Below are 9,845 nucleotides of genomic sequence, written 5' to 3'. Positions count from 1 at the left end.
CTGGCCAAGGGCGCCTTCCCCCGGCTGCTGCGCGGCATCAGCGACCCCATGAGCGGCTTCTTCGCCGTCCGGCGCGAGACGGTCGCGACGACGGAGGAGCTGCGCCCCCTGGGCTACAAGATCCTCATGGAGCTGGCGGTGCGCTGTCGCCCGGCGTCCGTCGCCGAGCTGCCGTTCGCCTTCCAGGACCGCTTCTCCGGCGAGTCCAAGTCCTCGGCCCGCGAAGGACTCCGCTTCCTGGGACACCTCACGACGCTGCGCACCTCCGCCCCCTGGGCCCGCATGCTGGTGTTCGGCCTCATCGGCCTGACCGGCTTCCTGCCCAACCTGCTGGGCCTGCACCTGCTGACGGGCGCCGGGCTGCACTACGTACCCGCGGAGATCGCCGCCAACCAGCTCGGCGTGCTGTGGAACTTCCTCCTGATCGAGGTGCTGCTCTTCCGCGACCGGCGCCGCCACCGCCACTGGGCGGACCGGGTGAGCCGCTTCGCGCTCCTCGCCAACGCCGATCTGCTGCTGCGGATCCCGCTCATCGCGCTGTTCGTCGGCGTGCTGCACCGCGAAGTGCTGCACGCGACGGTCATCGCCCTGCTGACGACCTTCGTGCTGCGCTTCGCGGCGACGGAGGCCCTGGTCTATCTGCCGCGCAAGGCCCGCAAGGGCCCCGAGAGCCGCGAGCGGCACCGTGGAGAAGGGACGGACGCATGCCACTGACGACGGGACGGAACCCGCTGAGGGAACGCCGCAGACGCGGCAGACGCGCACGGCTGGCGACGGCGATGCTCGTGACCTGCACGGCCTCCGCCGGCCTGCTGCTGTCGGCCCCCGGCCCCGCCAGCGCCGGATCGAACCTGCTGGTGAACCCCGGCTTCGAGTCCGTCCGCGCGAACGGCGAGCCGACGTGCTGGCAGAAGTCCGGCTGGGGCGACAACGACTTCACCTACGCCCTGACGGGCGCCGCCGAGGCCCACAGCGGCGGGCGGGCGATGTCGGTGACGCTCACCCGGCGGCTGAGCGGGGACCGCAAGGCCCTGATGCTGGAGGACACCTCCTGCGCGCCGAACGTGAGCCCGTCCCACCAGTACGACCTGTCCCTCTGGTACAAGTCGACGACCCCTGACGCGTCCGTCACCGTCTTCCGGCACGACGTCAAGGACGGCTGGCAGTACTGGACCGACCTCAAGACACTGCCGGTGAGCGCGGGCTACACGCGCACGCAGGTCCGTACGCCCGTCGTCCCGCCCGGAACGGACCAGATCACCTGGGGCGTTTCGGTGTACGGCACGGGCACGGTCACCACCGACGACTACGTGATGGAGGACGCCACCCAGCCGGCCCCCGGCGACGTCTGCACCGCGGGCGCCGCCTGCACCAAGGGCAGCTGGGCCGTGATGCCCTTCAAGAACCCCGTCCGCAGCATGCACTCCGTGGTGCTCCGCAACGGCAAGGTCCTGCTCGTCGCGGGCTCCGGCAACGACCCGGAGATGTTCAAGGCGGGCACGTTCACCTCGGCGGTCTACGACCCGAAGACCGGCGCGATGAAGACCGTCCCCACCCCGGTCGACATGTTCTGCGCGGGCCACGTGCAGCTCTCCGACGGCCGGGTGCTGATCATGAGCGGCAACAAGGCCTACCCGGCGGCGGACGGCAGCCACGGCTACGAGGGCTTCAAGGACTCGTACCTCTTCGACCCGTCGACCGAGTCGTACGTGAAGACGAACGACATGAACGACGGCCACTGGTACCCGTCCGCGACGATCCTCGGCAACGGCGACGTCATCTCCTTCGGCGGGCTGCGCGAGGACTCCACGGGCAGCGTCACCGCCGAGAAGTTCAGCCAGGCGCAGCAGAAGTGGCTGCCGATGAACGAGGTCAACCAGACCTGGTCGTACTGGGGCCTCTACCCGTCGATGATCCTCATGCAGGACGGGCGGCTGTTCTACTCCGGCAGCCACGTCTTCGGCAACGGCACGCCGGGCACGGGAGCCTCGGTCTACGACTACGGCGCCAACAAGATCACCGACGTGCCCGGGCTGCAGGACAAGGACCACCGCGACCAGTCCGCGAGCGTCCTGCTGCCGCCCGCGCAGGACCAGCGCGTCCTGACCATGGGCGGCGGCAACGTCAACACCAACCCCGAGGCCAACCGCCACACGGACATCATCGACCTGAAGAAGCCGAACCCGGCGTACGCGCCCGGCCCGCTGCTGCCGCAGGGCGAGGTCGACCAGGGCCAGGACCGGAAGCCGCAGACGGGCGGCCAGGGCAAGATGTACGTCTCGGCGGTCCTCCTCCCGGACGGCAAGGTCCTGGAGACGGGCGGCGGCCTGCACGACCGGGCCGACCCCGTCTACGAGGCGTCCATGTTCAACCCGGCCGCGAACACCTTCCAGCCGGGCCTGGCGACGGACCCGATCCCGCGCACGTACCACTCGTCGGCGTTCCTGCTGCCCGACGGCCGGGTGATGGCCGTCGGCGACAACCCCGGCAACGGCACCTTCGACGACCACGTGTCGATCTACACCCCGCCGTACCTCTACAAGGGCGCGCGCCCGCAGATCACGTCGGTCGCGACGGACCGGTGGAGCTACGCGAGCACACAGCGGATCACGGTGGACCGCCCGGTGGTCAAGGCGGAACTGATCCGCCCGGCGGCCGTCACCCACTCCTCCGACCCCAACCAGCGCTTCGTCGACCTGCCGATGAGCGTCGGGCCGGACGGCAGGACCATCGACCTGAACATCACCAGCAACCCCAACCTGGCGCCGCCCGGCTGGTACATGCTCTTCGCGGTCGACGCGGCCGGGGTCCCGTCGGTGGCGTCGTGGGTGCACCTGGGCGGACCGCAGGCCACGGCGGCGGAGGCGAGCCCGATGGTGCACGGCTTCGCGGGCGGCATGCCGCACTCCGCGGAGAAGAAGCAGGAACCGAAGCGCACATCGGTGAAGGTGGACACCCAGGTCGCGGGCTGCGACCGGCACTACGGCGCGGAGAACGTGTGCGTGCCGACGGTGTTCCCGGCGAAGGTCGCACCGACGACGAAGGCACGGTGCGAATGGCTCGGGAAACACGGCTACAAGAATCTGAGGGTGAACGGGAAGGACGACCCGCTGAGGCTGGATCCGGACGGGAACGGGAAGGCGTGCGGGTGAGCGCGTAGGGGGAACTGAGGAACTGAGGAGCGAGCCCTGCTGCCGGCGAAGACCAAGCCGGCAGCAGGGCTCGCTCGCTCACTCCGCCGCGGGCCCCGTGACCGGCTGCGGTGTCTGTGCTTGTGCCCCCGCCCCGGCGGCTGACAGAGGCTGCGCACTGGCCAGGGCAGCGAGCGAAGTAACCTCCTCCGGCGAAAGCCGGTTCACTATTTCCCCTCCCAGGTCCACAGGTCCACAGGTCCACAGGTCATCCAACCTCCGTCGGCAAAGTGCGGGGCGGAAAACGGTGTGACAGCGGGTGCGGGCCGGGCCGAAGCTGGGTGGATGACCGAACGCCTGCACGTCTTCGGTATCCGCGTGATCCCTTCGGATCCGCGGGACCGGTACGACCACCCCGAGGTCCGCCCGCTGATCGACGGCGTGGACGTCGTCGAGCGCGACCACGACGGGGCGATCTGCGGCGACGCACGCGACTGGCTGCTCCCCGGCGGACCGTTCTCCGTGGGGGACACGCCGCACGAAGTGGAACTGGCGGCGTGGTGCCCGTGCGCCTGCCGCACCCTCGACGTGACGATGCGGCGCGAGGGCGGCACGGTGGTCTGGCAGTGGGAGGAGCCCGGGGACGGCGCCCCGCATTCCGGCGAGTACCGCTTCGACGCCGGACAGTACGACGCCGAAGTGGAGCGGGCCGTCCAGGACCGCAGCTGGGAATGGCCTTCCGCGGCCGTCGCCCGGATACTCGGCGGCATTCTCCGCACCCGCACGGGCTGGCTCGACGCCTGGACGTGCGAAGTCGGTGCCGTCTGGTCACCGCCGGGGGCCCTCGACGAGATCCGCCTTTTCTTCCAGGACTACGCGCTGCAGCCCGACGGGGCCCTGGCCTTCAAGGGCCACTTCGGAACCGTGCGACCGGTCACCGGCGAGGACCCCGCGGCACAGGCCGAGCGCCTGGCGCAGGAGCTCACGGCGGGCGACCCGCGCAAGGCGGACGGCATGCGGAGCGAGCCCGGTACGCCCCTCGACGACTGGCTGGGCACGCCCGACGTTTCCGGCCCGAGCAGCCACAAGTGGTACCGCACCGCATGACGGCCCGGCCCGGCCCTAGGAGACACCGGCCGGGGCCTGGCGGCGGAGCTGGCCCGGGGTGGTGCCGAGGCGTTCGCGGAGGAGGGTGGTGAGGGTGGTGGCGTTCTCGTAGCCGACGCGGCGGGCCACGGCGTCGGTGGGCAGGCCGGTCGTACGGAGCAGGTGAGCGGCCTGTTCGAGGCGGATGCGCTGGGCGAAGCGCAGCGGCGACATGCCGAGGACACGGTCGACGGCACGCTGCAGGGTGCGCTCGCTCACGCCCAGGCCGCGGGCGACGTCCGCGATGCGCAGCGGCTGTTCGAGGTGCTCGCGCACCCAGCGCTCGTAGCCGGCGACCAGCGGGTCCGTACGGGCCAGGTGACTGGGCACGGCGTAGCCCGCCTGGGCGGGGCGGCCGTCGATGAGCAGGTAGCGGGCGGTGAGCTCCGCGAGGGCCGGGCTCCGGTCCCGCACGAGCGACAGCGCGAGGTCCAGGTGCGCCGTGGCGGCGCCGGCCGTGGTCACGCCCGGGGCGTGGGCGAGCATGCGCGTCTCGTCCAGCAGGACCTCGGGATAGCGCTGCCGGAAGTCCGGCGCGAGCCACCACGTGGTGGTGGCGGGCTGCCCGTCGAGCACGCCGCTCTCCGCCAGCAGGAACGTGCCGGTACAGGCGGCGGCCAGAGCCGTACGGGTGGCCCGGGCCTGCCGCACGAGCTCCCTCTCGGCCTCCCGGTCCGGCGAGGCCACCCACTCGGCCAGCGGCCCCGCCCGCCTGTGCCCGACCCCGGGCACGACGAGCGCGTCGGGCACGGGGGCCGCGTTCGGGGGAACTGCATCCACCCGGTGCCCGGCGGCGGTCCGCACCGTCGTCTCGTACGGGCTGACGCAGGTCACGTCCCACGGCGGCGGGGGCTGCGGCACCTCGTGGCGCAGTTCGTTGGCCGTCTGCAGCACGTCGAGCACGGACGCAAGCCCGGAATCGAACACACCGTCCACGACCAGAACCGAGATCTTCACGCCGGAAACGCTAAGGGACGGGTCACGTCCGACAGGGGGACGGCGTGGCCGACGGGGGGCAAATTCGCCGGGTTGCGGGTGGGGGCGGGGTGGGGCGTTGGCCGCCCCCCCCCTGCCAGCCAGCCTTGACGCCCGCCCCCATGAGCCGCTGAGGCCGGTCGGGCGCCGGGCCGCCCGAGTCCTGTCGCCAGCCCGGACAGCCGCCACCCGCTACCTGCCGCTGCCCACGTCCCACTGCGGCAACTCCGGGATCAGCAGCGCCCCGTATCCCGTGAAGCGCCGGGTCCCGCAGTGGTCGCACCTCGCCGCGTCCCCCTCTTGCGTCCACCCCGTCGCGTGCGCGCACCACGCCACGAGCCTTCCCACCACGGTGGTCACCCGATCGCCCCTTCGGCCAGCCGGTGCGCGTTGCGGAAGTGCCTGCGTAGCGCGATCGCCGCGTCCACGGCCCTGTCCCCGCCGCACGCTTCCGCCTCGCGGCGGGCCGCCTCCAGTTCGGCGCATTCCTTGCAGCCGACGAGCGACACGGTCGACGCTGCGCGGGCGTGCTGCTCGGCCACCTCCGTGATGTGGCCACCCACGCTCACCTGCAGTCGGCCCCCGCCTTCACCCCCACGCAGCCTCAGCCGCAGCGTTCCCCCTGCGGGGGCCGGAGCGGTGGCGATGAGCTCGGCCGTCAACACCTCGGCGGCGCCGGCCAGTTCCGGCATCCCCCGCTCGCCGAGTACGGCCCGCAGCACGGCCCGCGCGACCGCCTGTGCGGATGGATCGCGTGGCAGTTCGAGGGTGTACGTCCACGGCTGCGATCCGGATACGGTGGCCATGCGAGCCTCCTGGCGAAGATTCAGGCTTGGGCCACACCGAGTGGCCTGCGCCACACCGTAGCGGCCCGCGCGGACTGCAGTCCGTTGAATGAGCAGACTGCGGTCCACTACAACCTGATCGAGCGATGGTGCACACTCACGTGCGAAGCAAGAGGAGCACGATGCCGCCCAGCATGCCTCTACCGACCGTGCGCCGACGCCGCCTCGGCGCAGAACTCCGCAGGCTTCGGGAGCGCACCGACCTGTCCGCCACGGAGGCGGGCGCCCGGCTGGGCATCACGCAGTCGCGCATCAGCAACATCGAAGCCGGGCGCTATGGCGTAAGCGCTGACAGATTGCGTGCGCTGGCACGCACATACGACTGCTCGGACGAGTCACTCGTCAACGCGCTCGTCGCGATGACAGGCGAACGTAAGCGCGGCTGGTGGGAGGAATACCGCGAGCTGCTACCGGCAACTCTGATCGACCTCACCGAACTCGAACATCACGCAACGGCGCTACGCGTCACCCAAGTGGTGAACATCCCTGGTCTGCTCCAGACCATCGAGTACGCACGCGCCATCTACCGCGAGGCAGTACCGACACTCCTGCCCCACGAGATCGAACATCGGGTTTCCCATCGGATCAGACGCCAAGCCGTCCTCCATCGGGAAATCCCACCACCCTACGAATCAGTCATTCATGAAGCCGCCTTGCGCATGCGGTTCGGCGGAACCGAAGTAGCCAAGAGTCAGCTCGAACACCTCATCAGCATGAGCGAGCGGGAGAACATCAAGATCCTGGTGATCCCCTTTGGCGTGTCCTTTCCCAGTACCGGTGGGGGAATCGACTACTTCCACGGACCGGTCCCCCAACTCGACACTGTCGCACTCGACGTCGCATACGACGGCAAGCTCATTGACGCGCCAGCACAGCTGGAGAGGTACCTCGCGATGTTCGATCGCATGCGTACGGTCGCCCTCGACCCCGAAGCGTCACGCAGCCTCATCCACGACATCGCTAAGGCCATTTGAGAGGAGTAGATGTGACCGCACTGCGCTGGCAGAAGTCCACCTACAGTGAGCACGGCAACTCTTGCGTCTTTCTCGCCATCGCCCCCGGCGGCACTGTGCTCCTCCGCGAGAGCGACGCCCCCGCCGACATAATTGCCATGCCGCCGGACAGGCTCCGGCCTCTCATAACCCGCATAAAGGCCGGAACGCTCAAGCGAGCTCGCTAGCGATAGCCGACTGCGGCTCCGTCAGGAGAGGTGCTCCTCCGCGAGAGCGGAACCCCCGACGCTGTCCTCGCCACGACCCCGGCCGCGCTCCGCGCCCTCGTCACCCGCGTGAAATCCGGAACGCTCAGCGCGAGCTGACCCGGCGGGCCGCCGGTACCCCCGTATCCGGCGGCCGGCCACGGCCGTTCCGTACGAGACAGCTTTGCCGACGTGCGTCCCACCGGGCCATAGGAAGATCTTCCTACCGCGCTGCGCCCGGGCAGAGCCCGGGCCGTCTCCGGTCGTGGTGCGACCTCAGGGGCAGCCACGGAGGGCTAGTCCGCGACGAGGGTCGACCGAAAGCGACTCGGACGGCGCGCGGCCGTCAGCCCTCAGCTTCCGTGAGGACTGCTGGTCACCGTCCGGCCAACCGTGCCCGACCGTTCAGGCGACGAGCCCGCCCTGCCGCGCCACCATCAGCGTCGAGACACGATTGTTCGTGCCGAGCTTCCGGTAGATCCGTTCCAGGTGGCGGTTCACCGTGTGCGGGGAGATCGTCAGGCGGCGGGCGATGGCGGCGGCGGTGAGGCCCTCGGCCAGCAGCCCGAGGACCGTCGCCTCCCGCGGTGTCAGATCGCTTCCCACGGCGGGAACGACCGCGCTGCGCAGGCGGCGCAGTTCGTACACGTGGTTGGCCATGGTCTGGATGACCGGCTGCATGCGGGTCAGGAAGGCGAGGTCCCGGTCGCCGAAGTCGCCGCGGCGGCCTACGAGGGCGACGCACATCTTGCCGTCCTCGCAGGCGAGGGGGACGCCCACCTGCTGGGTGACGCCGAAGTCCCGGCGTGCTTCCCGGTACCACTGGGTGTTGCGCCAGTCGTCGCAGATGTCGGTGATCTTCACCGGGGCCTGCTCGGTCATCCCGTACTCCAGGAGCGGGTGGCCTTGCAGGATCCGTCGTTCGACCAGGCCGTCGACGATCTCGGTCAGGGCGTCCGGCGCCCAGCCCCGTACGGATCCGGTGCCTTCCGCGATCCACACCTCCGAGAACGTCGCCGAGTCGCAGCCCAGCGAGTCCAGCAGCTCCCGGGCGATCAGGTGCCAGGCGGAGCCCAGGTCCTCGTGCTCCAGGACCGCGACGACCAGGTCGAGCATGCGCCCGTAGTCCCGTGTGCGGAGTTGTGCTGCCATGACAGAACTCGCTCCCCCCTCGTGACCCCCGTCATCCTCATATCTCTCGAAGTCGTCCTACGCGCGCACCCGCGCGGCTCCCGCCGTCAGGACCAGCGGCCCGTCCGCCCCAGCAGCAGCGCGGCCGCCGCCGTGCCCGCGGTCGACGTACGCAGGACGCTGGCGCCCAGGCGGTACGGCTGGGCGCCCGCCTCGGCGAACGCCGCGAGCTCCTCGGGGGAGACGCCGCCTTCGGGGCCGACCACGAGGACGATGTCGCCCGTCGCGGGCAGCGGGGCCGTGGCGAGCGCAGCGCTGTGGCCCTCCTCGTGGAGGACGGCGGCGAAGGCGGCACCGGCGAGCAGCCCGGCGACCTGGCGGGTCGTCATGGGCTCGGCGACGTCGGGGAACCGGAGGCGGCGGGACTGCTTGCCGGCCTCGCGGGCGGTGGCGCGCCATTTGCCGAGGGACTTCAGGCCGCGGTCGCCCTTCCACTGGGTGATGCAGCGGGAGGCGGCCCAGGGGACGATCGCGTCGACGCCGGTCTCGGTCATGGTCTCGACGGCGACCTCGCCGCGGTCGCCCTTGGGCAGGGCCTGGACGACGGTGATGCGGGGTTCGGGCTGCGGCTCGGAGCGTACGGACGTCACGGCGACGTCGAGCCGGTCCTTGCCCTCGACGGCGGCCACGGTGCCGAAGGCGCCCGTGCCCTGACCGTCCGTCAGGCCGATCTCCTCGCCGACCCGGAGGCGGCGGACGGAGACCGCGTGGCGCCCTTCGGGGCCGTCCAGGGGGAAGACGGTACCGGGGAAGACCCCCGTCAGGGCGTCCTCTTCGACCAGGAACACCGGCGCTGTCATGACTCGCTCCCTCGCATTTCGCTCCCCCGCGTCTCGCTCCCCCGTACCGTGCCCCGCTCCCCCTGCCTCGATGTGTCCCGTGCCGCATCGAGTTCGGTGATGAGCGTCTCGATGAGCGCGGCGGCGGGCAGGGGCCGGACGAGGCGGTGGCCCTGGCCGGCCCACAGGGCCATCGCCTGCGGGTCGCCCGCTTCGGCGGCGGCCTTGCGCAGCCCTGCCGTCAGATAGTGGACCTGGGGGTAGGCGGCGGGGGCGTACGGGCCGTGCTCGTGGATGAAACGGTTCACCAGCCCGCGGGCGGGGCGGCCCGAGAAGGCCCGGGTGAGCTCCGTACCGACGAACAGCGGGTCGGTCAGGGCCTGCTTGTGCAGGGCGTGGGCGCCGGACTCGGGGCAGGCCAGGAAGGCGGTGCCGAGCTGCGCGGCGTCGGCGCCCGCGGCGAGGACGGCGGCTATCTGCTCGCCGCGCATCAGCCCGCCGGTGGCGATCACGGGGAGGTCGACGGCGGCGCGGACCTGGGCGATCAGGGACAGCAGGCCGAGGCCGGCGCCCGCGCCGT

General features: G+C 71.2%; 11 protein-coding genes. 5 read left to right on the top strand and 6 right to left on the bottom strand.

Translation table 11 applies throughout. From position 1 onward, the window contains the following. From V7793_RS26795 to V7793_RS26785, 3 genes are all read left to right on the top strand, one after another. Positions 1 to 714: GtrA family protein (locus tag V7793_RS26795; RefSeq protein ID WP_336010825.1), on the top strand; the 714-nt coding region annotated here is incomplete at its 5' end. A gap of 65 nt (positions 715 to 779) precedes the next feature. Then, on the top strand, positions 780 to 3,152 hold the full coding sequence (locus V7793_RS26790) for a galactose oxidase early set domain-containing protein (RefSeq protein ID WP_336010827.1): 2,373 nt from the start codon (positions 780 to 782) through the stop codon (positions 3,150 to 3,152). Between the two features lie 324 nt (positions 3,153 to 3,476). Further along, positions 3,477 to 4,238 (top strand): hypothetical protein, encoded by a 762-nt coding sequence (locus V7793_RS26785; RefSeq protein WP_336010822.1) that lies wholly within the window; start codon positions 3,477 to 3,479, stop codon positions 4,236 to 4,238. 15 nt (positions 4,239 to 4,253) lie between these two features. Here the strand turns inward: V7793_RS26785 and V7793_RS26780 are convergent, their stop codons facing one another. The 3 genes from V7793_RS26780 to V7793_RS26770 all read right to left on the bottom strand — a co-directional run bounded on the left by V7793_RS26780 (position 4,254) and on the right by V7793_RS26770 (position 6,058). Beyond that, a complete protein-coding gene (locus tag V7793_RS26780; RefSeq protein ID WP_336010820.1) occupies positions 4,254 to 5,234 on the bottom strand; it encodes a GlxA family transcriptional regulator in 981 nt (326 codons plus the stop codon). 210 nt (positions 5,235 to 5,444) lie between these two features. Further along, positions 5,445 to 5,612 carry a DUF6255 family natural product biosynthesis protein gene (locus V7793_RS26775; protein WP_336010816.1) on the bottom strand — a complete coding sequence of 56 codons (168 nt, stop codon included), beginning with the start codon at positions 5,610 to 5,612 and terminating at the stop codon, positions 5,445 to 5,447. Next, the gene (locus V7793_RS26770; protein ID WP_336010814.1) at positions 5,609 to 6,058 is read right to left on the bottom strand and encodes a hypothetical protein; all 450 of its coding nucleotides are present in this window, start codon (positions 6,056 to 6,058) and stop codon (positions 5,609 to 5,611) included. Before V7793_RS26770 ends, V7793_RS26775 begins: the two co-directional genes overlap by 4 nt. 161 nt (positions 6,059 to 6,219) lie before the next feature. Between V7793_RS26770 and V7793_RS26765 the strand changes: the two genes are divergently transcribed. Continuing rightward, positions 6,220 to 7,071 (top strand): helix-turn-helix domain-containing protein, encoded by an 852-nt coding sequence (locus V7793_RS26765; protein WP_336010811.1) that lies wholly within the window; start codon positions 6,220 to 6,222, stop codon positions 7,069 to 7,071. Between the two features lie 11 nt (positions 7,072 to 7,082). Further along, positions 7,083 to 7,277 carry a DUF397 domain-containing protein gene (locus V7793_RS26760; protein ID WP_336010809.1) on the top strand — a complete coding sequence of 65 codons (195 nt, stop codon included), beginning with the start codon at positions 7,083 to 7,085 and terminating at the stop codon, positions 7,275 to 7,277. Between the two features lie 423 nt (positions 7,278 to 7,700). Here V7793_RS26760 and V7793_RS26755 read toward each other — a convergent pair whose 3' ends face one another. The 3 genes from V7793_RS26755 to V7793_RS26745 all read right to left on the bottom strand — a co-directional run. Beyond that, complete coding sequence (locus tag V7793_RS26755; RefSeq protein ID WP_336010806.1) at positions 7,701 to 8,447, bottom strand: helix-turn-helix transcriptional regulator; 747 nt, start codon at positions 8,445 to 8,447, stop codon at positions 7,701 to 7,703. Positions 8,448 to 8,533: 86 nt separating this feature from the next. After that, on the bottom strand, positions 8,534 to 9,286 hold the full coding sequence (locus V7793_RS26750) for a 16S rRNA (uracil(1498)-N(3))-methyltransferase (RefSeq protein WP_336010803.1): 753 nt from the start codon (positions 9,284 to 9,286) through the stop codon (positions 8,534 to 8,536). Further along, a partial coding sequence (locus tag V7793_RS26745) for a nitronate monooxygenase (RefSeq protein WP_336010800.1) occupies positions 9,283 to 9,845 on the bottom strand: 563 nt, incomplete at its 5' end. The genes V7793_RS26750 and V7793_RS26745, both read right to left, overlap by 4 nt.

The organism is Streptomyces sp. KLMMK (assembly GCF_036961605.1).
Classification (GTDB): domain Bacteria; phylum Actinomycetota; class Actinomycetes; order Streptomycetales; family Streptomycetaceae; genus Streptomyces; species Streptomyces telluris.
This window is presented reverse-complemented; position numbering and strand designations above follow the sequence as displayed.